The sequence below is a fragment of the Erythrobacter litoralis HTCC2594 genome (assembly GCF_000013005.1).
Taxonomy (GTDB): Bacteria; Pseudomonadota; Alphaproteobacteria; order Sphingomonadales; family Sphingomonadaceae; genus Parerythrobacter; species Parerythrobacter litoralis_A.
The window spans coordinates 142,470-164,931 of sequence record NC_007722.1 but is presented as its reverse complement, the minus strand read 5'-3'; the positions used below and the strand labels follow the sequence as shown (position 1 = coordinate 164,931).

Annotated in this window: 19 protein-coding genes; 11 read left to right on the top strand and 8 right to left on the bottom strand. The window is 63.6% G+C overall.

All coding sequences use genetic code 11. From position 1 onward, the window contains the following. Positions 1 to 15 precede the first annotated feature (15 nt). Positions 16 to 4,263 carry a strawberry notch-like NTP hydrolase domain-containing protein gene (locus EL2594_RS00650; RefSeq protein WP_011413098.1) on the bottom strand — a complete coding sequence of 1,416 codons (4,248 nt, stop codon included), beginning with the start codon at positions 4,261 to 4,263 and terminating at the stop codon, positions 16 to 18. A 76-nt stretch (positions 4,264 to 4,339) separates the two neighbouring features. Continuing rightward, on the bottom strand, positions 4,340 to 5,254 hold the full coding sequence (locus tag EL2594_RS15810; RefSeq protein ID WP_155805907.1) for a DUF7146 domain-containing protein: 915 nt from the start codon (positions 5,252 to 5,254) through the stop codon (positions 4,340 to 4,342). A gap of 144 nt (positions 5,255 to 5,398) precedes the next feature. Between EL2594_RS15810 and EL2594_RS00640 the strand changes: the two genes are divergently transcribed. Both EL2594_RS00640 and EL2594_RS15580 read left to right on the top strand, forming a co-directional pair. Continuing rightward, on the top strand, positions 5,399 to 5,983 hold the full coding sequence (locus EL2594_RS00640) for a lytic transglycosylase domain-containing protein (protein WP_041685465.1): 585 nt from the start codon (positions 5,399 to 5,401) through the stop codon (positions 5,981 to 5,983). Continuing rightward, complete coding sequence (locus EL2594_RS15580) at positions 5,959 to 6,177, top strand: DUF5818 domain-containing protein (RefSeq protein ID WP_011413095.1); 219 nt, start codon at positions 5,959 to 5,961, stop codon at positions 6,175 to 6,177. The genes EL2594_RS00640 and EL2594_RS15580 overlap by 25 nt, the downstream gene beginning before the upstream one ends. Before the next feature lie 18 nt (positions 6,178 to 6,195). On the opposite strand, the gene EL2594_RS00635 is transcribed toward EL2594_RS15580, so the two are convergent. Continuing rightward, positions 6,196 to 7,365 (bottom strand): tyrosine-type recombinase/integrase, encoded by a 1,170-nt coding sequence (locus EL2594_RS00635; protein WP_233457121.1) that lies wholly within the window; start codon positions 7,363 to 7,365, stop codon positions 6,196 to 6,198. A gap of 214 nt (positions 7,366 to 7,579) precedes the next feature. After that, positions 7,580 to 8,896, bottom strand: coding sequence for a sulfotransferase family protein (locus EL2594_RS00630; RefSeq protein WP_011413093.1), 1,317 nt, complete (start codon positions 8,894 to 8,896; stop codon positions 7,580 to 7,582). A gap of 184 nt (positions 8,897 to 9,080) precedes the next feature. Here EL2594_RS00630 and serS point away from each other — a divergent pair, with 184 nt between their 5' ends. The 4 genes from serS (at position 9,081) to EL2594_RS00610 (ending at position 13,130) form a co-directional block, all read left to right on the top strand. Further along, entirely contained in the window at positions 9,081 to 10,361 is a 1,281-nt protein-coding gene (serS, locus tag EL2594_RS00625; protein ID WP_011413092.1) for a serine--tRNA ligase, read from the top strand. A gap of 117 nt (positions 10,362 to 10,478) precedes the next feature. Beyond that, positions 10,479 to 11,237 carry a 5'/3'-nucleotidase SurE gene (gene surE / locus EL2594_RS00620; RefSeq protein ID WP_011413091.1) on the top strand — a complete coding sequence of 253 codons (759 nt, stop codon included), beginning with the start codon at positions 10,479 to 10,481 and terminating at the stop codon, positions 11,235 to 11,237. Further along, positions 11,237 to 12,019 carry a M23 family metallopeptidase gene (locus EL2594_RS00615; protein WP_011413090.1) on the top strand — a complete coding sequence of 261 codons (783 nt, stop codon included), beginning with the start codon at positions 11,237 to 11,239 and terminating at the stop codon, positions 12,017 to 12,019. The genes surE and EL2594_RS00615 overlap by 1 nt, the downstream gene beginning before the upstream one ends. 37 nt (positions 12,020 to 12,056) lie before the next feature. Beyond that, a complete protein-coding gene (locus tag EL2594_RS00610) occupies positions 12,057 to 13,130 on the top strand; it encodes a potassium channel family protein (RefSeq protein WP_081432264.1) in 1,074 nt (357 codons plus the stop codon). Positions 13,131 to 13,145: 15 nt separating this feature from the next. On the opposite strand, the gene EL2594_RS00605 is transcribed toward EL2594_RS00610, so the two are convergent. The 4 genes from EL2594_RS00605 to EL2594_RS00590 form a co-directional block, all read right to left on the bottom strand. Then, the gene (locus EL2594_RS00605; protein ID WP_011413088.1) at positions 13,146 to 13,472 is read right to left on the bottom strand and encodes a hypothetical protein; all 327 of its coding nucleotides are present in this window, start codon (positions 13,470 to 13,472) and stop codon (positions 13,146 to 13,148) included. Between the two features lie 72 nt (positions 13,473 to 13,544). After that, on the bottom strand, positions 13,545 to 13,964 hold the full coding sequence (locus EL2594_RS00600) for a hypothetical protein (RefSeq protein WP_155805905.1): 420 nt from the start codon (positions 13,962 to 13,964) through the stop codon (positions 13,545 to 13,547). 59 nt (positions 13,965 to 14,023) lie between these two features. Next, positions 14,024 to 14,404 (bottom strand): hypothetical protein, encoded by a 381-nt coding sequence (locus EL2594_RS00595; RefSeq protein ID WP_155805903.1) that lies wholly within the window; start codon positions 14,402 to 14,404, stop codon positions 14,024 to 14,026. Positions 14,405 to 14,477: 73 nt separating this feature from the next. Further along, positions 14,478 to 14,897: a DUF1761 domain-containing protein gene (locus tag EL2594_RS00590; RefSeq protein WP_011413085.1), complete on the bottom strand. Its 420-nt coding sequence runs from the start codon at positions 14,895 to 14,897 to the stop codon at positions 14,478 to 14,480. A gap of 74 nt (positions 14,898 to 14,971) precedes the next feature. On the opposite strand from EL2594_RS00590, the gene rimO reads away from it, so the two are divergent. The 5 genes from rimO (at position 14,972) to EL2594_RS00565 (ending at position 22,371) form a co-directional block, all read left to right on the top strand. Beyond that, the gene (gene rimO / locus EL2594_RS00585; RefSeq protein WP_011413084.1) at positions 14,972 to 16,360 is read left to right on the top strand and encodes a 30S ribosomal protein S12 methylthiotransferase RimO; all 1,389 of its coding nucleotides are present in this window, start codon (positions 14,972 to 14,974) and stop codon (positions 16,358 to 16,360) included. A gap of 184 nt (positions 16,361 to 16,544) precedes the next feature. Next, positions 16,545 to 17,096, top strand: a complete 552-nt coding sequence (locus EL2594_RS00580) for a sigma-70 family RNA polymerase sigma factor (protein ID WP_011413083.1) — start codon at positions 16,545 to 16,547, stop codon at positions 17,094 to 17,096. Further along, positions 17,089 to 17,838: an anti-sigma factor gene (locus EL2594_RS00575; protein ID WP_011413082.1), complete on the top strand. Its 750-nt coding sequence runs from the start codon at positions 17,089 to 17,091 to the stop codon at positions 17,836 to 17,838. The genes EL2594_RS00580 and EL2594_RS00575 overlap by 8 nt, the downstream gene beginning before the upstream one ends. A gap of 260 nt (positions 17,839 to 18,098) precedes the next feature. Next, positions 18,099 to 21,440, top strand: a complete 3,342-nt coding sequence (locus EL2594_RS00570) for a YadA-like family protein (protein WP_011413081.1) — start codon at positions 18,099 to 18,101, stop codon at positions 21,438 to 21,440. 127 nt (positions 21,441 to 21,567) lie between these two features. Beyond that, entirely contained in the window at positions 21,568 to 22,371 is an 804-nt protein-coding gene (locus EL2594_RS00565) for a transglutaminase-like domain-containing protein (protein WP_011413080.1), read from the top strand. Positions 22,372 to 22,462: the final 91 nt, after the last annotated feature.

Sequence of the window (22,462 nt, the reverse complement as noted above, 5' to 3'; positions counted from 1 at the left end):
GGTCTGCCCGAGGGATCAGGCGGCAAGCGCGGGAAGAACGGACGAGGCTGCGGAGATTGGCACGAACAGCCGCGTGCGGTAACGGATGATCTCGGTGAAGCAGCCCTTGCCCTTGTACCAGTCGAGGCGATCCGGCGAGAAACCGGTCAGTTCAAGGCGCTGTTCGCCGCCGACCAGCGAGCGCTTCACGGTGAGGGAATCGTGGCTCGCAAGGCCCAGCGGCTTGCCGCTGGCGATGACGAGCTCGCCGATCTGCTCAGCCGATGGTCCGGCAACTCCGGAAAGACCAAAGGTCTCGGCGATTGCGGCGAGATCGATATCGAGCACTTCGCGGCCGATGATGGACTGGCCGTCCTCAGCAACAAGCCGGGTGACGCGGACATGATCGCCAGGCAGGCGCTTCCAGACCGGAAGCAGTAGACCGGTGGCAAGATGAACGCGCTCGGTCACCGGTGACTTGGCCGCTTCCACTTCCTCGACCCGCCAGGCGCTGGTGAACGCAGTGACGAAAATTTCTTCCCAATGGCTTTCAGCGAGTGCCTCAAGCGTCCAGTTTGCGGACTTGAGCGGCCGGAGCAGGCGCCGACGTTCGATCACGGCCCCGTCGTCGGCGATGAGACGCCGGGCCGGAACCGACAGTGCGACCTTGCCCGAGCGCGCATTGCGCATCGGGATCGCGTGCGGGCTGCCAATCTCGTGCATCCGCACCAGGCGCTGCAACCGTAAAGGTCGAAGGTGCCTCGTCACTTCGAGCGAGACGAGACGGGTCTCGGCACCGGTCACGGGGTCTGTGCGCAGGAGCTCATCGGCGAGGGCCGTGAAGCGATCGACCCTCACGGTCTCCAGTCCCTGATCGAGCGTTCCGGCTTCACGCGCAGCTTCGATCCGCGCTTCGACGAGACCGAGATATTCATCGAATATGGCGTTCTGGAGCGCAATCGGCAGCGCTAGGATGCGGTTGAGCCAGCGCTGGATCGTGGGGAGATTGTCGGTCAGCCCGCCATCGGGGTTTTCGAGCCGGAGGCCGGTGCGCTCGACGAAGTTGCCAAAGGTGGTGGCTTCAAGCTTGCCGTCATAGAGCAGCTGGAACCAGCGGCTGAGCGCGTCGCGCGCATAGTCGCTTTCAAGATTGTCTGCCGGGTCGAACAGGTTCTGTCCGCCCGTCTGGCGCTGGCCGCGCGTAAGCGCGCCCAAAGCGTCGAGCCTTCGCGCAATAGTCGAGATGAACCGGCGCTCGCCCTTCACATCTGTGGTGACCGGGCGGAACAGCGGGGCCGAGGCCTGATTGGTGCGGTTCGTGCGACCAAGACCCTGGATGGCGTTGTCGGCGCGCCATCCCGGTTCAAGCAGGAAGTGAACCCGGCGCTGCTGGTTCCTGGCGCCCAAGTCGGCATGATAGGAACGCCCCGTGCCGCCCGCATCCGAGAAGATCAGGATGCGCTTGGTCCCTTCCATGAAGCTTTGGGCTTCGGCGACATTGGCGCTGGGGCTACGCCGTTCGAGGCGCTGCTCACCATCGCGGCCCAGGACAAGCCTGCGGGTCCGGCCCGTGACCTCCGCCACGGCGTCGGTTCCGAAATGTTCGATAATCGCATCGAGCGCAGTGGCGATGGGCGGCAGTGCGCAAAGTTGTTCGATCAGCGCATCGCGCGCAGCAATGGCGCGCGGGCAGAAAACGGGATTGCCCTCTCCGTCGCTCATCGCCTCGGAGCGAAGATTGCCGTCCTCGTCGGCGAAGACCTGCATCAATCGTACCGGGAAGCTCTTTGTAAGGTAGTCGATGACGTATTCACGCGGGGACAGATCGATATCGAGAGCTTCGCGTTCTTCCACGGTAAGGTCGGCAAAGCGCCGGTCGAGCATGGCCTCGGCGGTCGAGACCAGCTGCACGACAACAGAATGCTCTTCGCCAAGCGCTGCTTCCATCGCGGGGATCAGGCTCGGCAATTTCATCGAAAGCAGGAGCTGGGAAAAGAAGCGCTGCTTGGTGCCCTCGAAGATCGACAGTGCTGCCGCTTTGGCGTTGCGATTGAGCGTATCGCCGCTGTCCTCGTCGATCACGCGGGTTGCTTCGAGCGCAGCTTCGAGGTTGCGGTGAATGATCGCCCAGGCCTCGGCATAGGCGTCGTAGATCCGCACCTGCGCTTCGGTCAGGCTGTGCTCGAGGATTTCGTACTCGACCCCGGCGAAGGACAGCGCACGGGCGAGATAGAGACCCTGCGCCTTGAGGTCACGGGCGACAAGCTCCATCGCCGCGACGCCGCCGGCGCGGATCTCGGTCATGAATGCTTCGTGGGTCGGGAATGCGGTCTCGGGTCCCCAAAGGCCAAGCCGTGAGGTGTAGCCAAGGTTGGCGATATCCGAAGCGCCAGTGGCAGACGCATAGAGCACCCGGGCGCGCGGGAGATGGTTCTGCAGCCTGAGGCCCGCCATACCCTGTTCGGATCCTTTAACCTTGCCGCGGATTGAAGAGCTCACGAGCGCGTTGGCCATCGCATGGGCTTCGTCGAAAGCGATCACGCCGTCGAAACCCTCGCCCGCCCAGGCAAGGATCTGGTCGAGCCGCGTATCCTCTGCGCGCCCCGAGCGCAGCGTCGGGTAGGTGACGAAAAGGATGCCTTCGGACATCGTTACGGGCTGGCCGAGCTTCCAGCGCGAGAGCGGCTGGAGATCGAGCGGTAGTCCGCCAAGCGCTTCCCAGTCGCGGCGTGCATCTTCAAGCAGCGCCTCGTTCTTGGTGATCCAGACATGGCGACGCTCGCCGGCGAGCCAACGGTCCATAATGACCGCCGCGATCTGCCGTCCTTTGCCCGCTCCGGTCCCGTCGCCAAGGAAGAAGCCCTGGCGGTAGGAATGGCCATCCTCGGACAGTTCCAGCGCAGTGCCTTCCTGGCTTACCTTGAAGCGACCCGGGAGGTCGCGCGCGAATGCCTGGGCAGCGTAGACCAGTGTCTCGCACTGAGCTTCGGATAAGAGGCCATCGGCCTGCCAGTTGGTGGGGAGACGTGGCCGCACTTCCGGCTGCGGAGCCGCGACCGAGCCCATCGCGACCGACTCCACGAGCGGGGTGGGATGAACCGGCGCGTCTTCAAACGCGATGCGGCTGGGCCGGTAAGGCAGGTAGATGCCTGCCTGTTCCGGCACAGGCGCGGGGTCGGCGAGGACCAAATAGGCAAGGTCGATCGCATTCGCGCTGGCTGCTGGTGTCGCGGCGAACGGCGCCACCGGCCGAACCGGCGCGCTTTGGGTCGAAGTCTTGCAAACGAGGCGCACTGGCTTGCCGACTGGCAGGCGATGGATGTTGGCGGATGTCTGCGCACGGGGCGGAAGCGCAGTGATAAGCTCGTGGAGCGCGATCAGGTCAGCAGTATCTCCAGTGATCGCGGGCGAAGCCGCAGTCGGCGTCTTGTCGAACACGACCAGTCGAACGGCGATCCCCGTCCCAGTCCGCCGAAACATCTGCTGCAGCCGGACGTCGAGGAACAGCGACGCTTCGTCATGTGCCTTGGCGAAAGTGGAAGCAGCGAAGCCATCGGGCATGATGGCGACTATCCTCGCGCCATTGGCAACACCCCGGATCACACCGCGCAGGTGACGCAGGGCGGTCTCACCATCCTTTCCGCGTTCCTGGCTGCGGGCGAATGGCGGGTTCATCAACACGACCGACGGAACAGGGCCGCGATGCAGGTCGGCGATCAGTTCCCCGTCTTGCGCGGTGATCGTGGCCGAAGGGAAGATGTGGCCCAGGCTGTCTCGTCTTGCCGGGTCGATCTCGTTGAGAACCAACGAGGCATTCTGGACGCTGCCCCATAGGGCAAGCGCACCATTGCCTGCTGATGGTTCGAGGAGTGTGTCGTGCGCGCCGACAGCTGCGGCCTTTGCCATGAGCCAGGCCAGCATCGGCGGGGTCGAGAACTGCTGCAATTCGACCTGTGCTTCGCTGCGCACATGCCGGGGCGGCAAGGCTGCTTCGAGCCAGTCGAACCGCGCTTCTGCTTCATGAACGTTGGTCGCCAGATCGATGCGCGAAGCTTCACGAAGCCAGAGCAGTGCGCCGATCTCGACCGCGTTGTTGTAGACGTCGATGGTCCAGGCGCTTCCCCAATCCATGACGCCGGTTTCCTCGGCGAACAGGTCGGAAATGTCGACGCGGGTTAGATGGCGTCTCGAGGCAAGAAGCGCGGCAACTCGGGTGCCGATGGCATAGGCCAGGGGCGTTGACGGCAACTGCCCGCCGGCGGGAAACAGGTCTGATTGAAACATGGCAATTCGTCCTCCTGATGGGGGCATCGGGACTCGCCCTCTGCCGGATCAGGAATTCGAGAAGCCCTCTCTCCTCTTACTGTGCCGCTTTGCGGCGCAGCCATGCTGTCAGTTCATCGTTCCAGTCGGTGTCGATTGAGGAAGGCTTGCGAACGTGGATCGTCCGCCCTTCGCGGGCATAAGCGGCCAGGCCACGCGACGCGGCCAGCTCGCCGCCAGCATCGTGATCGACGAAGAGGTGGAGTTCGGTCACGCTATCGGGCACGCTCACGAGGCCGAAACGCTCATTGCCCAAGGTAGCCCAGACCGGGATGCCGGTTAGTGCATAGGCCGACATCGCGCTCTCGATACCCTCGGCGAGGCCGAGCTTTTCGGAAGCCGGATCGAAGAGGCGGACAGCAGCTTCACCGAGCGCGCCAAGTGCGCGTTTCGGCTTTTCGAAAGCGGCCTTGCCTGAAGCCTCGGTAGACAGGAACGTGCGGTGGATGGCGATCGGGCCCTCATCGAGGCTGACTGCCGCGATCATGGCAGGCAGAAAGCGGGACCGTCCTTTCGGGCCAAGTGGCGTTCGCGGGTGAAAGCGAAGCGCCGGAGATGCGGCGAGGATGCCGCGACCTTCAAGATATTCCTTTGCCTTACTGGCACGCAGTGGCTGTGCATCGCGCCAGATCCTCAGCGCTGCCGCCGAGGGTGTGCGCGTTCTGGTCGGCTCGGGAAGATCAGTCGTCGTAGACCCTGAGAAAAGCGCAGGAGCCTCGAAGCCTTCACGCGCCAAAGCAGCCAGCACGCTCTGCTGATCGCACCCCGCGAAACAATGGAATAGGATGGCCTTTTGGCCGAGCGACACACCGAGTGACGGCGTGCGGTCGTCATGCGCAGGGCAGCAAGCCATCCCCTTGGTGCCGGACCATTTGCCGCCTCGGCTTTCGCAGATCTTGCGGGCGGTGTCCTCGAGCGAGGAGCGTGGGAGGGTTGAAGTCGAAACAGGCATACTGGCTCCATCGCCGCATAATAGCCCCGTCCAAACGAGCGCCTCTCCTCTCGAATGAACCTGCAGAAGGCGCTTTCCTACACCTCAGTGTTCTACTTATGTTCTCGCACGAGTCGAAACAAGGCGAAAGGTAGTGCGATGAGAATGTCCTTGGTGACCTGTGGGTGCGGTGCCTTTGCGATTGCGATCTCTGGATCTGCCTGCGCGCAGGAATTTCAGGTTTTCGACCATGAACTTAGCAAGGTTGAGGTTACAAGCGACCAAGGTCCCGGTGTCCACCCAACTGCGTTCTATCTCGGCAAGCCAGATGGCGAACCGGATCATATCGATCGAAGCTTCAAGGAAGCCCTGTACGAGCCACTCATTCGGCAAGCAGAAGCGCGATACTCGCTCCCCCCTCGCCTCCTCCTGGCTCTGGTGTGGCAAGAATCTCGCTTCAATCCCATGGCAATCAGTCCGGCTGGCGCGGCGGGGCTCGCTCAACTCATGCCGGGAACCGCGAGGCAACTTGGTGTCAGCAATCGCCACGATCCGGTTCAGAACATCGACGGTGGCGCGCGGTATCTGAAGCAGATGCTCGATCGCTTCGGCGCGATCCATCTCGCGCTGGCCGCTTACAACGCAGGCCCTGGCGCTGTGTCGCGAGCCGGCGGGATACCGAAAAATCGAGAAACACCTGGATATGTGAAGAGCGTTATCGCGCGATGGATGGCATACAGCTCGACATGAATGCGAATCGGAAAAGGATCAGCGGACGGCTCGAGCACCTTCCTCGGGGAGCTGCAATTGTAACTGATGCAGGGGATCACTGGGTTCTCGAGGGCTTTGAGCCGTCGAATGATGACTTCGGGTTTGAAGTCACCGCAGAGGGTGTTGTCGTCGGCCTTGATCGGCTGCGGGTAGATTGGCTGGGTGCCTGCTAGTCGAGAGTCGCTTGGCAATCAAAGCACAAGTTGCGCCAAGGCCTCCTCAGCGTCGTTTCGAACAAGATGCCCATAGTGGCGTTCGATCATAGCGACACTAGTATCCGCCATTTGCGCAACCGTAAGAATGGGAAGACCACCGCGAACCAAGTCGGTTATCACGCTGTGGCGCAAAGTGTATGCTGATGTTTGCGCAGGCAGCTCAGATGCTACCACAGCCTTCTTGATCGGACCCTTCCACATATCTTTCGACCATGGGATGCCGTCACTACGAGTAAACAACCATGCAGAAGGCAGCTTGCTTTTGGACTGCTCGCTCAAGAAGCTGGCGATGCTTTCCGGCACCGATATCTGTCGGGGCACGCCGTTCTTGTCGGACCCGATTGTAAGTGTTCTCGTCCGTTTCTCAAAATTGCTCACATTGAGCGCAGCCAACGCACCCGGCCGAAGCGGAAGCAAACACAGTGCACGCACGAATGGTTCAATATCGGCGTCGAGCTCCGCAAGCAGCCGACGACGTTCTTGCCTGTCCAGATAGAGGTCTCGCCTCCTATCGGCGCCTTTGATGGGCTTCAACGCCTCTTGCCACGCCGCGTCTGTCTTCGGTGCGCCGGGCGGTAAAATTCGCCAAAGCGCTGCGCGAAGCGGCACCATATCTCGGTTGATCGTGGCAGCCGAACGGACCTTGACTCGTTTCTCGCCTTTCTTGCTTCGACTGATCAATGCGGGAGTATCTTCCAGGCGCTTTCGCCAGTCGCGAAGGTGTCGTCTCCGAAGCTTGGAGAGCTTGATCCGCGCGAGTGGATCGCCGAAAACATGGCGGCGAAACACGCCCTCTGCGATCGAGCCTGGCTTTTCGCTCAAATAGGCTCGACATGCGTCGGCCACGGTCTCAAGCTTCTCAACTTGGATGCCTCCGCTCTCGACGAGTTCCGCAAACGCCTCGGCTTCTTTCCTCGCCGCAGCAAATACGTCGTTGCCAGTGAGAGATCCAAACCGTCCGAGCGCCTTTCGGCGATACTTCCGCAGATCCTCATCGTAAGCGCGAGCGAACCAGGTTCCATGGCTTCCAAGTTTGGAGGGCCTATACCCGACATACCAGCCGGCTTGGAGGCGCTGCCAATAAGGCTCCTTGTCCGCTCTCGGCTTCAATTTGTCGCGCGATCCGATCTTGCTGAGGTCCGGCAAGCCATCCTCCATCCGCGCCGCAAATCGAAAAAGTATGAAAAAAGTATGAAAAACTTATGCGCACGCTTGAGGATGACCATAGACGAAAGATGCTGTTTTTCAAGTATAATTTTCGTCCGCATGCTTCCGCATGTGTCCTAGAACCCATCTTTCACACGGGTGGGGTCGCAAGTTCAATCCTTGCCGCGCCCACCATTTTTTCCCAAACCGAACGTCAGGATTGTGCGCTCAGCGCACCCGCGGTCGTGATCGCCTGCCCCGTCGGCCTCTCCATCGGTACATCGAAGCGGGCGATGTAGTCGCCCATGCGCTCGTGTACCTCGGCGGCAGTGAGGCCGAACATTTCCAGACTGTATTTGTGCGGATGCCGCTTCAGGTCTTTCGCGCGTTCGAGATAGTCCTCCATCCCGGGAACCGCGGGTTCCATGTCGAGATCGAGGAAATCGTAGACCCGCTCCATCGTCCCGCGCCAGTCGCGCTCGACGTCGTCATACTGGACATCGATCATGCGGTCGGCGGGGATGCTCTCGCGCGCCGCCATCATGCGCTCGACCTGCAAATGCGACTTGCGCAGCCATTCGCGTCCGATCGCGTTGGCATCGGCATGGTCGGAATAGATGATCGTCTGGTTCCACGCGAGCGAGGCGGCGCTGCCGACGACCTGTTGCGGATCGCGGTGGGTGAAGATCAACCGCGCATCGGGGAAGACGTTGAGCAGCGCGGGCAGGTCCAGCATGTGCTGCGGGGTCTTGAGTATCCATGGCCGCAGCGAGCTTTCCTGCTGGCTCCAGCCGATCAGTCGCAACTGGTCCGCCATATATCGGTATGCCGGCGTCGCATCGGCGGCTTCGCACCACTTGGCATAACTCGGTACGTGCCACTGCGCCTCGTGCTTCATGCCGTAGAGGCTGGCGACCAGCAGGCCGAGCTCTTCCTCCGGCTCGTAAGGCCCGGTCGGATGGATCGAGAGCGTGCGCGGATTGGCCAGCCGCGCCACCCGCATCACGCGCTTGGCGAGCACCGGGCGGAAATCCTCTTTCTCGCCCGCCAGCACCTGCTCGAAATCCTGCCGCGGAACCGGGCTGATGGTCTCGAAGCTGCGCATGTGGCTGAAGCGGCGGTCGCTGGCGAGCAGGCGATGCAGCCGCGTCGTGCCCGAACGCATCGGCCCGACGATCACCACCGGCCGCTTGACCGAGCGTTCTAGGATTTCCGGGTGACGCTTGAACCACCATTCGCTCAGCAGCCGGTGCATCAACACCTGGTTGAAATAAAGCATGGCGGAAAAATCACCCGCGGCATTGAGTTGCGCTTCTTCGTTGACCGCCTTGAGCAGCACATCGAACGGCTCGTGGAACCACGGATCGCCGAAATCCTCGAGCCCGGTCTGCTCGGATGCATGATCGAGCAGATACCGCTTCTCCAGCCGCGCCGGGCGCACGCGTCCCAGGGCGCGGCCTGCACGGATCAGTGTGTCGGCAATATCGATGAAGGGCGCGCGCCGGGGCGGAGTGGTGGAAGAAGTGCCCAAGAAAAACGCCCCCGTTCAAAAAGTTGCGCGCACAGGTTTGCGCAACGGTGCCTCGCATAGCCGCTCATAAACAGCGTGCAAGGGCGCGATACGTTCCCTTCCCCAAGCGGACCGCGCGGCGGATCGTGCACCGGCGCAGATCGCCACTGGCATTTGCGCAGGCGAAACGGCATAGCGCAGCGCCATGCACGATATTCGCCAGATCAGGGACAATCCCGAAGCTTTCGATGCCGCGCTGGCCCGCCGCGGGCACGAACCGGTGGCTGCCGAAATCCTCGCGCTCGACGAGCAGTGCCGCGCGGTCACGACGAAGATGCAGGAGGCGCAGAGCCGCCGCAACGAAGCCTCCAAGGCGATCGGCCAGGCGATGGGCCAGGGCAATACCGAGAAGGCCGAAGCGCTGAAGGCCGAAGTCGCCGATTTGAAGCAGACCTTGCCGCGATTGGAAGACGAGGATCGCGAGCTCAAAATGAGACTAGAGAACGCGCTCGCTGTCATACCCAACCTCCCTCTCGACGACGTGCCGGACGGCGCAGACGAAAGCGACAATATCGAGGTCGGCACCTGGGGCACCAAGCGCGAGTTCAGCTTCGAACCCCGTGAGCATGCCGACATCGGCCCCGCGCTCGGCATGGATTTCGAGACCGGCGCCAGGCTTTCCGGCGCGCGCTTCACTTTCCTGCGCGGCGGAATGGCGCGGCTGCACCGCGCACTCGGCCAGTTCATGCTCGACCGGCAGGTGAGCGAATACGGCTATGCCGAATGCGCGCCGCCCGTGCTAGTGCGGGACGAGGCAATGTACGGCACCGACAAGCTGCCCAAATTTGCCGAAGACAGCTTTCAGACCACCGACGGTCGCTGGCTCATCCCCACCGCCGAAGTCAGCCTGACTGCTTCGGTGATGGACCAGATCCTCGACGATGCCGCCCTCCCCATGCGGCTTACTGCGCTGACGCCGTGTTTCCGCAGCGAGGCGGGCGCGGCGGGCAAGGACACGCGCGGCTTCATTCGCCAGCACCAGTTCGAGAAATGCGAGTTGGTCAGCATCGTCAGGCCCGAGAACAGCGCCGCCGAGCACGAGCGCATGACCGAAGCGGCGGAAAGCGTGCTGCAGGCGCTCGACCTGCCCTATCGCAAGATGCTGTTGTGTACCGGCGATATGGGCTTCGGCGCGCGCAAGACCTACGATCTCGAAGTCTGGCTGCCCGGCCAGGGCGCCTATCGCGAGATCAGTTCGTGCTCCAACACCGGCGATTTCCAGGCCCGGCGGATGAATGCGCGGTATCGGCCCGAAGGCGAGAAGAAGACTGCTTTCGTGCACACGCTCAATGGCTCCGGCCTTGCCGTGGGGCGCACGCTGGTGGCGGTGATCGAGAACTATCAGGAAGAGGATGGGAGTGTGGCGGTGCCCGAGGTGCTGGCCCCGTATATGGGCGGCGCTATGAAGCTCGAACCTACCCCCTGAACCGTTCGGGCTGAGCTTGTCGAAGCCCTGTCCTTCCCTTGAGAGCAACGTACGTAAGAAAGAGCAGCCCTTCGACAGGCTCAGGGCGAACGGAATAGAGAGAGCAGGTCCAAAATCATGCGCATCCTCCTCACCAATGACGACGGCATCCACGCCCCCGGCTTCGAAGTGCTGGAGGACATCGCGCGCGAATTGTCGGACGAAATCTGGGTTTGTGCTCCAGCAGAAGAACAATCCGGCGCTGGCCACTCGCTGACGCTGCACCACCCGGTGCGGCTGCGGCAGCTCGGCGAGCGGCGTTATTCGGTCACCGGGACACCCACCGACAGCGTGATGCTGGCGCTGCGCACCGTGCTGGAAGACAAGCAGCCCGATTTGATCCTCTCCGGCGTCAATCGCGGCGCCAATCTCGGCGACGACATCACCTATTCGGGCACTGCCTCGGCAGCGATGGAGGGCGCACTGGGCGGGATCAAGTCGATCGCGCTGAGCCAGGTCTACAAGCGCGATGCCGAGCATGAATTGTTCGATGCCGCGCGCACGTACGGCGCCGACGTGATCAGGAAATTGATCGACGCGCCATTTGGCGATCGCACGCTCATCAACATCAATTTCCCGCCGCTCCCCGCCGATAAAGTGCGCGGAATTCGCGCTGTACGGCAAGGTTTCCACGATTATTCGCGTGGTTCGGTGGTCAAGGGGCGTGACCCGCGCGGCCTGGAGTATTACTGGTTCGGTCTCTACGCGATCGAACATACGCTCGATCACGGGACCGACCTGGAAGCCATCGACGAGGGATTTGTGTCCGTGACGCCCCTGCAGCTCGACCTCACCCAACACTCCCTGCTGTCCGTTATCGGCGAGAGGTTCGAGTGATGCGCCGCGCGGCTCTCCTCCTTCTCGCCGCGCCGCTGCTGCTGGCAGCGAACAATCCCAGGACGGCGACCGAATATGAGGTCCAGACGGGCGATACGCTCGGCGGCATCGCCAACAAGACCGGCGTGCCGGCCCCGGTCATTGCCGCGGCCAATGGCATCCCGCCCCCCTACAATGTGCTGGTCGGCGAGAAGCTGGTCGTGCCGCGCCAGCGCAAGCACACTGTCAAAGCGGGCGAGACGGGGTTTGCCATCGCCCTCCAGTATGGCGTCCCGTTCGAGAACATTGCGATTGCCAATGGCCTGGACGAGGACGGCACGGTCAAGGTCGGGCAGGAGCTCATCATTCCCGCCGTGTTCCAGCCGCGCCGGGTGGCCCGCCGCTCGATCCCGAACTCACCCTACTTCCGGTGGCCGCATGACGGCAGGGTACTCTACGGTTTCAGCAGGCGCGAAGACGGCAGCGGGCACGACGGTATCGATATCGACGTCGAAGTCGGCGACATGGTGCGCGCATCCTCCAGCGGCACGGTCGTTTTCGCCGACGAGGAGAAAACCCGCTTCGGGCGACAGGTGCTGATCGACCACGGCAATGGCTGGCAGACATCCTATGGCCATCTCGCCCGGATCACAGTCCAGAAAGGCGATGTGGTGAAGGCGGGCGAGCGGATCGGAATTGCCGGAGATGCCGGCAAGGCGACCCGTCCGGAACTGCATTTCGAAATCCGCAGAGACGGCAAGGATGTCGACCCGGCAAGCAAATTGCCGCAGCGTCGCAAATAGGCTAGTCGCCCGCGCAAGCTGTTGTGCGGATTGCTGAATGAGCGAACAAATCGACCGGTTTGAATCGGGTGGCAGACCCCGGAGAGTGCGTGGGCCGCAGTTCAAGCCGCTGCGCCGCGCCGTCCGGATTCCCGTGTGGGGCGATCTCGGCATCCGCATCGGCCTTGCCATCTTCCTGATCTTCGTCGTGATCATGATCCACTGGTGGGACCGCGAAGGGCTGGTCGACAATCTCGACGGCGAAGTCAGTTTTACCGACGTGATCTATTTCACCATGATCTCCGTCACCACGACCGGCTTCGGCGATATCGCGCCGATCACCGACCGTGCGCGGATGGTGGAAGCGATCATCGTGACCCCGATCCGCTTTGCCGTCTTTTTCATCTTCGTCGGCACCGCCTATAATTTCATCATCAAACGCACTTGGGAGAAGTGGCGCATGGCCCGCATCCAGCAACAGCTAGCAGACCATATCGTGGTGCTGGGCTTCGGCATTTCCGGCTCGGAAGCGGTCGACGAACTGATCGAACGCGGCACCGATCCCAGCAGCATCGTGGTCGTCGATCCCAGCGAAGAGCGCCTCAAAGCAGCCGAAAAACTTGGCTGCAACGTAATCGCTGCCGACGCGACGCGCGACAGCACAATGGAGGCGGTGCGCATTTCGAAGGCGAAGAATATCCTCGTCTCGGCCGGGCGCGACGATACCTCGATCCTTATCGTGCTGACGGTGCGGCATCTCGCCCCCGATGTCCCGATCAGCGTGGTGGTGCGTGCGGACGATAACGAATTGCTGGCCCGGCAGGCGGGTGCCAACAATGTCATCAATCCCGTGCGCTTCACCGGGCTGCTGCTCGCGGGCAGCGCCAAGGGTGCGCATATCGCCGACTACCTCGCCGACCTCGCCAGCGTGACCGGCAAGGTGCAGCTGGTCGAGCGGCAAATCACCGAGGAAGAGGTCGGCAGGTCGCTGTCGGAAGCGTGCGGACGCGGGATCGGATTGCGCATCTACCGCGAGGGGAACGCGTTTGGTTACTGGGAGAAGCCGTGTACCGCGCTCGAGGCCGGCGATGTCATCGTGGAAGTCGTGCCTTCGCCCAATGGCGAAGACTGAGCGCAGCGGCGACGCCTATTTTACGTCCAGCCCGCGCTGGGCAGTGTCCCACTCGTAAAAATTGGCGTCCTGCGCGAGCACGTAGGCTTTCCAGGCGGCGACATCCTGGCACACCGTCTGCGCCTTGACCCGGCTGCCGGGCTTGAGCCGCCGCACGCAGACCGGCTGCAGCGGATGGTCGACCTTGGTGCGAGCCGCCACCTGACTGTCGGTGACATATATCTTTCGCATTTTCTCAGGGTCGGTCTCGGCCCGCTCCGGCGGAGGGGCGGGCGGCAGGTCGGACGGCGTCGTCGCCTGCTGCGCGAGAAGCGCAAATGGCAGGAGGCTGGCTGCAAACATACACGCTATATACGCGCAAATCGGCGATATATCAAAGCCCTCTGTTGGGGGTCAGCAGAGGCTGCGTCGCGGTTACCGGCCCATGCCGAAGGATTTGCCGGGCGTAGGATCGCCACCCGGTTCGAGAGCGATACCGCTGGTGCCCCACGCATCGGTCATGGCATCGAGCGACGTGCGATAGGCGATCCACGAAGTCTTGTCCTGGCACATCGTCCGCGCCTTGACCCGGCTGCCTGGCAACATCTTGCGCATACAGATCGGCTGCAAAGGATGCTCGACCTCGACTTCGGTCGCTTCCTGGCTGTCGCGCACGAAAATGCGTTTCAGCGAAGCGAGATCGACATCGTCGTAGCCGTCTTCGACATAGCCATCGTCATAGCTCTCGCTGCCCGCGAGCAGCGCATCGTTGTCTTCGGCCAAGGTTTCGGTTCCATCAGGCCCCGCATCGATGGCCGCCGATTGCAATAAAAGCAGCGCAATTGCACCAATCATCGAATACGCCATCCTCGTTTCCTCCAATCACGCCCGCGATGTTATCCCGCTTTCGGTTTCTAGCCGCCCGGCCTGCTCGGACCACCCGGCGCATAGATGCGGCCAGCCCTCGCCCCGGTGATCATCTCGCTCGAGCGCAGCGCCCGACCGGTATTGGCCCATTCGTCGGCCATCGCATCGAGCGATTCGACATAGGCTTTCCAGCTCGCCAGCGGCTGGCAGACGGAGCGGGCCTTGACCCGGCTCCCCGCCATCAGGGTGCGCACGCAAATGTCCTGCATCGGATGCTCCGGATCGGCGAGCGCCGCCTCGCGACTGTCCTTGACGTAGATCTTGCGGAGCGAGTCGACATCGACGTCGCTGTAATCTTCCACCACCGCGGCGTCGTCTGCGGGCATCGGCTGCATCAGCATTGCCACTGGCAAGAGAAAATCGATCATCTTGGCCACTCCTTTGCTGGACGCAGCGTAACAGGTTCATTCGCAAAGTAAAATGCGCCCGCGCTTGATCGCGCTACGGAAGATAAGCGTGCACCAGCCCCATCGCGATATAGAACAGCACCCAGTAGCCAGCATCGATGAAGAAGAGCGTCTTCGATTTTTGCGAGAACAGGTAGTTCGTCCCGATTGCGGGTAAGATAAATCCTATCGCGATGCCGAGTGCCGTCACGACCTTGACCAGGACCGATAGCTCGACCCCGTTGACGGCGTAACTGTCGAACGTGTGGGCCAGCGTCCAGCTGGCCAGCAGCGAGAACGCAAAGGCACCGCCATAGATCAGGCCCATGTTGCCCTGCTTGATCTGCGCTTCGCTGAGGCCGACCGCGCCCATCCATTTTTTGCCCATGACCGGCCCGTACCAGACACCGCCCACGACAAAGCCCGCCAGTGCCGCCAGGACCACGGCCAGCCAGTTCACATCCAGCAAGTTCATAATAATCCCCTCCCTCGACCCTCGATCGAGGGGATAGCGCATTTGCGCCATCAGGTGTAGAGGGCCGCGCAATCATGAGCACAATCACTTCCGCGATCCCCGACCAGAAGAAGGTCGGCATGGTTTCCCTCGGCTGCCCCAAGGCGCTGGTCGATTCCGAGCGCATCCTCACGCGGCTGCGCGCCGATGGCTACGCCATGAGCGCGGACTACGCCGGGGCCGACGTGGTGCTGGTCAATACCTGCGGATTCCTTGATTCCGCCAAGGAGGAGAGCCTGGCCGCGATCGGCGAGGCCATTGCCGAGAACGGCCGCGTGATCGTGACCGGCTGCATGGGCGAGGAAGCCGATGCGATCCGTGCCGCGCACCCGCAGGTGCTGGCGGTGACCGGGGCGCATCAATACGAGGCGGTGGTCGGGGCGGTGCACGAACATGCCCCGCCGAGCCAGGGTCCATACGTCGATCTGATCCCGCAGCCGTCAGAGGCCGACATCAAGCTGACGCCGCGGCACTACAGCTATCTCAAGATTTCCGAGGGCTGCAATCACTCCTGCGCCTTCTGCATCATCCCGCAATTGCGCGGGAAACTGGCCAGCCGACGGATCGACGCAGTGCTGCGCGAGGCGGAGAAACTGGTCGCGGCGGGTACGAAGGAATTACTGGTGATCAGCCAGGACACCTCGGCCTATGGCGTCGATACCCGGCACGAGGCGAAGTCCTGGAAAGGTCGCGAGGTCCGAGCGCACATGACCGACCTCGCCCGCGAGCTGGGCCAGCTCGACACCGGAGACGGAACCCCGCCCTGGGTCCGGCTGCACTACGTCTACCCCTACCCCCATGTCGATGCGGTGATCCCGCTGATGGCGGAGGGGCTGCTGACGCCTTATCTCGACATTCCTTTCCAGCATGCCAGCCCTAAAGTGCTGAAGGCGATGAAGCGCCCGGCCAATGAAGCCAAGGTGCTCGAGAGGCTCAAGGGCTGGCGCGCAATCTGTCCCGAGATCGCCGTGCGTTCGAGCTTCGTCGTCGGCTTCCCCGGCGAGACCGAGGACGATTTCCGGTACCTGCTCGAATGGCTGGAAGAAGCCCGGCTCGACCGCGTCGGCGCATTCCGTTTCGAACCGGTCGAAGGTGCCGCGGCCAATGCGCTGCCCGATCCGGTGCCCGAAGAGGTCAAGGAAGAGCGGTACGCCCGCATAATGGAACTGACCGCCCGCATCAGCGCGGAGAAGCTCCAGCGCAAAATCGGCCGGGCCCTGCCAGTCATCATCGACGAGGTCGGCGAGCCGGACGAGGACGGCGACATCGGTGCCACCGGCCGCAGCCAGGCCGACGCGCCGGAGATCGACGGTGCGGTCTACCTGCGCAATGTCCCCGCCACGCTGGCCGCCGGCGACATCGTGCAGGTAACGGTCGAGGATGCCGACGAGCACGACCTGTTCGGCGCGATCGCGCGAGTCTGATAGAACGGGAACATCGGGGCGACAAAGGTGGCAGCAGATGTGCACCCCGTGCGACGCTGTCGTTTATGAATTTCGCGGCAGCGCATGAACGCAAGCATGGCAGCTTGCCTCACCCGCAGGAAAATCAACGCTTTGTGGATTGGCCATACATGGCTAGATGCCATCGAACGGGAGACAAGGGCCGATGACACAATCACGCCGCGAGGCGCTCAAACTGGCGATGGCAGGCATGGCGGCGGGCGACCGCGCCTCGCTCGATACGGTCTATGAAATGACATCGTCGAAACTCTTCGCCTCCATCCTGCGCGTCGTCCGCGTCCGTGAGCGGGCCGAGGACCTGCTGCAGGACACTTATGTCAAGGCATGGCAGCGGGCCGGCCGGTTCGATCCCGCCAAGGGCAGCCCGATCACCTGGCTGTGCACGATCGCGCGCAACACCGCGCTCAACGACATCCGCCGCGATGGCGTGGTGCGAAGCGAAGCGGACGACACCCTGCCCGACGTCGCCGACGACGCGAAGCCGCAGGACGAATGGCTGTGCGACCTTGAAGATGCCGAAGCGCTGCAACGCTGTCTCGAGGGGCTGGAGAAGGACCATCGCCGTTCGATCCGCCTCGCCTTCTTCGAAGGGCTGTCGCATTCCGAACTGGCCCGCCGGATCGATGCCCCTCTGGGCACGGTGAAAAGCTGGATCCGGCGCGGCCTTGCAGGCCTGAAAGGATGCCTCGGTGGCTGATACGGCATCGCTTCACGAAGACGATTTCCTGCTCGCGGGCGAGCTGTCGCTCGGCGTACTCGAGGGCGAAGAGCTTTCCACCGCCCGGCGGCTGCAACTCTCCGACACCGCCTTCGCCGCCGCCGTCGAATGGTGGGACGAGCGGCTTGCGCGCATGGCCGAAGCCGACCTGGCGCTCGTGCCATCCGGCGATGTGCTGCGCGGCATCCATGCGACCCTCGACCGTATCGAGGGCGAAGGCGACACTGCGCAAATTACCTTCGAGCAGCCCGGCAGGCGCCCCGCCGGATGGAGCATCGGCCTCGCCGCGCTCGGTACCGCGATGGCGGCCGCCGCGCTGGTCCTGTTTCTCTCGACTCCCGAAACCATCACTCAGCCGCCCCTGGTCGAACAACCCGCGGAAGGGCCGCAACTGGTTGCTCAATTGGCGGACGAAAACAGCGGCCGCCGTCTGGCGAGCGTGATCGATCCCGCACGGGGCCGCCTATCCGTCAATGCCTCCGGCCTGTCACCCGAGGCCGGGCAGATTGCCGAGCTGTGGGTGATCCCGGCCGATGGCGTGCCCCGCTCGCTGGGCGAGATTCCGGGTCAAGGCAGCTTCACGCGCGATCTCGATGCCAGCGAAGCATCTCTGATCGCCGCTGGCGCATCGCTGGCCGTGACCTTCGAACAGGACGAGGGCATCCGCCACCAAGAGCCCTCGCCTCCGATCCTGCTCGTCGGACAGCTTGACGAGGTCTGACCGCCGCGTTCAGAAAAAATTAATATTTTTATTCTTTGTTTTCAATGATTTGATTGACGAAACAGCGATCCCTCGCATCCGATCCGAGGAACCCTGTGTAACTGCGCGCGTCATCCTAACGGTGGCATGCCGGGGCTGATGGCCCTCACTCAGGCAGGGGGAGACTGTTTTGAAAACACACAATTCGATTTCGCCCTGTTTCGGTGAAGGCCCGCTGTGCCCGGCACTCTGGTCCGAACACACAGGAAGAGGAATCGAATATGAAAAAGGTCTTCACTAAGCGCACCGCGCTGTTGCTGATGGCGAGCGCGAGCGCGCTGGCAGCAGCCACGCCGGCCTCCGCGCAAACCGCGAATGACGGCTCGGAATGCCTGCTGGACGATGACGATGCGATGACCGCTGCAAGCGATCGCAACGCCGAAGCGAGCGGAGCAGACGCGCTCGCTTGCGGCGTCGATGCCCGGGCGACGGGACCATCGACCACCGCAATCGGCGGCGAAAGCGTCGCTACCGGCCCCGGCACAACCGCCATCGGCTGGCGTGCGGAAGCGACGGCCGAACGCGCACAAGCCTTCGGACACCTCGCAACGGCGCAAGGCGTCCGTTCGCTGGCAGTCGGCGAAAACGCTGACGCACAGAGCGACAATTCGACCGCCATCGGCAATGAATCGATCGCTAACGGCATCGATGCCCTCGCACTCGGCGATACCGCTGTCGCCACCGGCCCCTCCACCTCGGCACTCGGCGGCGAAAGCGTCGCCACGGGTCCGGGTGCAACCGCCGTCGGCTGGCGCGCCCAGGCAACTGCCGAACGCGCACAAGCCTTTGGCCACCTCGCAACGGCGCAAGGCGTCCGTTCGCTGGCAGTCGGCGAGAACGCTGACGCACAGAGCAACAATTCGACCGCCATCGGCAATGAATCGATCGCTAATGGCATCGACGCCCTCGCACTCGGCGATACCGCTGTCGCAACCGGCCCCTCCACTTCGGCGCTCGGCGGCGAAAGCGTCGCCACGGGTCCAGGTGCAACCGCCGTCGGCTGGCGCGCCCAGGCAACTGCCGAACGCGCGCAGGCCTTTGGTCATCTCGCGACGGCTTCGGGCGTCCGCTCGCTCGCAGTCGGTGAAGCGGCGAACGCATCGAGCGACAACGCGACCGCCATCGGCAATCTAGCATCGGCCAACGGATTCGACGCGTTGGCGCTGGGCGACAGTGCTGCGGCGACCGGCCCTTCCACCTCGGCACTGGGCGGCGAGAGCGTCGCCACCGGCCCAGGTGCAACCGCCGTCGGCTGGCGCGCCCAGGCGACTGCCGAACGCGCGCAGGCTTTCGGCCACCTCGCCACGGCTTCGGGCGTCCGCTCGCTCGCCGTCGGTGAAGCGGCGAACGCATCAAGCGACAACGCGACCGCCATCGGCAACCTTGCATCGGCCAACGGGATCGACGCGCTGGCACTGGGCGACAGTGCTGCAGCGACCGGCCCTTCCACCTCGGCACTCGGCGGCGAAAGCGTCGCCACCGGCCCGGGTGCAACTGCCGTCGGCTGGCGCGCCCAAGCGACTGCCGAACGCGCGCAGGCTTTCGGCCACCTCGCAACGGCTTCGGGCGTGCGCTCGACTGCTGTAGGCGAAGCAGCCGAATCTCGCGCTACCCGCTCCGTCGCTATCGGCGATGTAGCGGTGGCCGCTGCTGAGAACAGCGTTGCGCTGGGTGCTGGTTCGGTGGCCGACCAAGCCAACACAGTATCCGTGGGCAGAGTGGGTGCGGAACGACGCATCGTCAATGTCGCCGCAGGTACTGCGGCAACCGACGCAGTCAACGTGTCGCAGCTCAACATGACGGTGGCAATGCTCAACGCCAATGACGGCGGCAATTCGATCCAGGCGGCGACCGACGATGAGGTCGACGACGAGATCGATGACGGCACCGGCACCAACTCGGTCGAGTTCGGTGACAACGCGGTGGCTTCCGCCAATGGCTCGACCGCAATCGGTGACAACGCGGCAGCGACTTCGGAATTCGCCACGGCGATCGGCTTCAATGCCCAGGCCAGCGGATCGACCGCAGTCGGCGGCAATTCGCAGGCTACCGGTGCCAATTCGGCGGCCTTCGGGGTCAATGCGTCGGCGACCGGGGCCAACAGCTCCGCGCTCGGCGAGAACACCAATGCCGACTTTGCCGGCGCTACGGCCATCGGTGCCGGCGCGCAGGCCAACGGCGTCGATGCCCTCGCTATCGGCTCCGACAATGCCGGTGCGGCCTTCACCACCGCCAGCGGCCCTTCGACCACTGCGGTCGGCGGAGAAGCCATGGCGATGGGTCCTGGTGCGACAGCCTATGGCTGGCGCGCAGTTGCCACGGCAGAGCGCGCGCATGCCATCGGCCACCTTGCCACCGCCTCGGGCGTCCGCTCGCTGGCTGTGGGTGAGGGAGCAACGGCGTCGAGCGACAACTCGACCGCCATCGGCAACCTCGCCACCGCCAATGGCATCGATGCCCTGGCGATCGGCGACAGCGCCGCTGCCACCGGGCCTTCGACCACTGCTCTTGGCGGCGAAAGCGTCGCCAATACGCCGGGTTCGACGGCACTTGGCTGGCAGGCCCAGGCCACCGGCGCAATGGCGACGGCAGTCGGCCATCAGTCGACCGCTTCGGGTGACCAGAGCTTTGCCGGTGGTGAGGATTCGGTCGCATCGGGTACGAACTCGGTAGCGATCGGCAATCTCGCCCAGGCGACCGGCGGCGACTCCATCGCCATCGGCGGCAACCGTGACGGTGCCATGGGCCGCGCCACCGTGGCGACCGGTCCTTCGACGACGGTCGTCGGTGGACAGGCCCTGGCCAACGGGCCGGGCGCAACGGCCTATGGCTGGCGTTCGGAAGCCACGGCAGAGCGGGCCACCGCGATCGGCCATCTGGCAGTCGCCAGTGGCGTGCGTTCGACGTCGCTTGGTGAAGCGGCTACCGCAACCGGGCCCGGTTCCATCGCCGTCGGCAACCAGTCGTCGGCCACCGGTGCCAACTCGATTGCGATCGGCAATGGCGCGACCGCCAGCAACGACGGCCAGGTCGTCGTGGCATCGCTCGCCACCAGCACCGCATCGCAGACCGGCGGGATCGGCTTCGTGACCGCCGACACCAACGGTACGCTGGGGCTGGCGCTCGGGCCTGACTTCTCGGGCTTCGCCCAGCAGTCGTCGGTCACCGCCAACCGCGCCTCGATCCAGTCCAACACGACTGCGATAGGCGCAAACTCCGCTGCCATCGGCGTCAACAGCAATGCGATTGCTGCCCTGCAGTCCCTCACGGGAACGCAGACGCAACAGATCAACTCGCTGTTCGGTGAGACGGCCGCCAACCGCGTAGCGATCGACCGGGCCAACGAAGGTGTCGCCATGGCACTGGCGATGGAATCGCCGGCGCTTCCGGCCGGGGCCAACTTCGGCCTCTCGGGCGGCATCGGCTACTTCGAAGACCGCGCGGCGGGCACCATCGCCATGAGCGCGCGCGTCAGCGAGAACGCCACCGTTTCGGCCGGCGTCGGTGTCGGCTTCGACAGCGGCGAAGTCGGCGCACGCGGCGGTTTCCAGATCGCCTGGTAAACTATCGCGCTTGACAACCGGTTCCTGCGGACCGGCAGGCGGGGCCGGGGTTCTTCGGAACTCCGGCCCCATTCTGTTGGTATCCATAGAACGACCGGGCGGCCCCCGGGGTCTTTCGGGCGAGCCCATGAAACTATCCATTACCGTTGAACTGCAATTCCATGCCGCGCAGCCTGTCGATTGCCTTCTGCAATGCGAGGTGGCGGCCATGCCCGAACAGCGGATCCTGTCCGGTGTGACCCGGCTGCCGGCCAGCATTGCCATCAAGCGAGTGCCCGCGCAGGATAGTGTCGGCGAACGCTTCTGGATTACCGCGGAAAAGGACGTCGCCATCACTTACGAGGCGCAGGTCGAGATCGCCCGCTCGGCGACCGACAGCGCGCGGCTCGGTTCTCTGTCCGAAATCCACAAAACCGAGCTGCCGGGTGAAGCCACGCAATATCTGTTCGACAGCCGGTTCTGCGCCGCCGAGAGCTTCCAGTCTTTTGTTGCCAGCGAATTTGCCGAAACCCGCGGCGGTGCCCGTATCGCGGCCATTCGCGAGTGGATCGCAGATCATTTCAGCTACACGCCCGGCGTCAGTGGCCCGCACACGAGCGCGCGCGACAGCTTCGTCGAACGGCGCGGCGTATGCCGCGATTACGCCCATGTCATGGTCGCGCTGGCACGCGCCTCGGGGATCCCTGCGCGCTATGCCAGCGGCTACGCGCCCGATGTCGAACCGCCCGATTTCCATGCCGTCGCCGAAGTCTTCCTCGCAGATCCGCAGGGGTCGGGCGGGGACTGGGTGCCGGTCGATGCCACCGGCATGGCCAAGCCTGACGAGCTCGCCATCATTGGCGTGGGCCGCGATGCCGCCGATGTCAGCTTCCTGACGAGTTTCGGCGCGGTCAGCTTCTCCGGGCACAACGTGCGGGTGGAACGCGCCTGATCCTGCGCCATTGAATAGCTATGCGCGACACTGGTAGTGGAGGCCGCGCGCTGGTAGCAACCGTCCTCGCATGATGCATGAGGAGTGTCCC

Excerpts from the sequence above, each read along its gene's own strand:
- EL2594_RS00650 (WP_011413098.1), bottom strand. The coding sequence starts at position 4,263 with ATGTTTCAATCAGACCTGTTTCCCGCCGGCGGGCAGTTGCCGTCAACG.
- EL2594_RS15810 (WP_155805907.1), bottom strand. The coding sequence starts at position 5,254 with ATGCCTGTTTCGACTTCAACCCTCCCACGCTCCTCGCTCGAGGACACC.
- EL2594_RS00640 (WP_041685465.1), top strand. The coding sequence starts at position 5,399 with ATGTCCTTGGTGACCTGTGGGTGCGGTGCCTTTGCGATTGCGATCTCT.
- EL2594_RS15580 (WP_011413095.1), top strand. The coding sequence starts at position 5,959 with ATGGATGGCATACAGCTCGACATGAATGCGAATCGGAAAAGGATCAGC.
- serS (WP_011413092.1), top strand. The coding sequence starts at position 9,081 with ATGCACGATATTCGCCAGATCAGGGACAATCCCGAAGCTTTCGATGCC.
- surE (WP_011413091.1), top strand. The coding sequence starts at position 10,479 with ATGCGCATCCTCCTCACCAATGACGACGGCATCCACGCCCCCGGCTTC.
- EL2594_RS00615 (WP_011413090.1), top strand. The coding sequence starts at position 11,237 with ATGCGCCGCGCGGCTCTCCTCCTTCTCGCCGCGCCGCTGCTGCTGGCA.
- EL2594_RS00610 (WP_081432264.1), top strand. The coding sequence starts at position 12,057 with ATGAGCGAACAAATCGACCGGTTTGAATCGGGTGGCAGACCCCGGAGA.
- EL2594_RS00605 (WP_011413088.1), bottom strand. The coding sequence starts at position 13,472 with ATGTTTGCAGCCAGCCTCCTGCCATTTGCGCTTCTCGCGCAGCAGGCG.
- EL2594_RS00600 (WP_155805905.1), bottom strand. The coding sequence starts at position 13,964 with ATGATTGGTGCAATTGCGCTGCTTTTATTGCAATCGGCGGCCATCGAT.
- EL2594_RS00595 (WP_155805903.1), bottom strand. The coding sequence starts at position 14,404 with ATGATCGATTTTCTCTTGCCAGTGGCAATGCTGATGCAGCCGATGCCC.
- EL2594_RS00590 (WP_011413085.1), bottom strand. The coding sequence starts at position 14,897 with ATGAACTTGCTGGATGTGAACTGGCTGGCCGTGGTCCTGGCGGCACTG.
- rimO (WP_011413084.1), top strand. The coding sequence starts at position 14,972 with ATGAGCACAATCACTTCCGCGATCCCCGACCAGAAGAAGGTCGGCATG.
- EL2594_RS00580 (WP_011413083.1), top strand. The coding sequence starts at position 16,545 with ATGACACAATCACGCCGCGAGGCGCTCAAACTGGCGATGGCAGGCATG.
- EL2594_RS00570 (WP_011413081.1), top strand. The coding sequence starts at position 18,099 with ATGAAAAAGGTCTTCACTAAGCGCACCGCGCTGTTGCTGATGGCGAGC.
- EL2594_RS00565 (WP_011413080.1), top strand. The coding sequence starts at position 21,568 with ATGAAACTATCCATTACCGTTGAACTGCAATTCCATGCCGCGCAGCCT.